Source organism: Mitsuaria sp. TWR114 (genome assembly GCF_007997345.1).
In genome coordinates, this window is the sequence record NZ_VOSR01000940.1 from 1 (window position 1) to 744 (window position 744).

General features: G+C 71.1%; 1 protein-coding gene. It reads right to left on the reverse strand.

Features of this window, described 5'->3' with window-relative positions; translation table 11 throughout:
• Positions 1-436 (reverse strand): glutathione S-transferase family protein (locus FUT87_RS26095; protein WP_147242867.1); only part of this gene is annotated, 436 nt, incomplete at its 3' end.
• Between the last annotated feature and the right edge of the window lie 308 nt (positions 437-744).

Here is a 744-nt window from a genome sequence, read left to right on the forward strand (position 1 = left end):
GGTCCAGCTGCGCCGCGGCGCGCACCTGCGCCTGGGCTTTGACCTCGGCGCTGCCGGCGGCGTTGCCCGGGGCGACGAAGCGGTCCGGGTAGTAGTAGGTGATGACGGTGGGCTGCAGCGTGTTGGTCAGCCACATCAGCCACTTGTAGGCATGGGCGCGCTCGGCGCTGCCCAGCGGCGGCATCAGGCCGGCCTCGGGATGGGTGTCGGCCAAGTGCAGCAGGATCGCGGCGGTCTCGAACAGCACCAGCTCGCCCTGGCGCGTGTCGCGCAGCGCGGGCAGCAGGCCGTTGGGATTGAGCTTCAGGAACTCCGGGGACTTGTGCTCGTCGCGGTCGCGATCGACGAGGCGGAGCTGGAACGGCACGCCCAGTTCCTGCAGGAGCACGTGCGGGGCGAAGCTGGCGTTGCTGGGGAAGTAGTAGAGCTCGATCATGGCGGCGGGGTCGAGGTGGGGCGACCTGAGGTCGCGGGAAAGGCGTGCGCCCGGCGGCGCGTGGGGAGGGCGTGAGGGCCGTGTCGTCATGTCGTGACGTCGCGGACGCCCGGCGGCGCGCATCATCGCCGATCGTCGCGCGCGACCGTTCCTCCACCGCGCGCGGCCCGCTTCCGTCCCATGCACGGCTCGTGCGCTGACCGTGCGCGGACCGACACGGGCAATGGATCTTTACCCCTGCGAAACGCCCTTCCGTAGACGGGGCCGAAGGGCCCGGCGTTCAATAGGCCTCCGGACTTCCTGGGCGC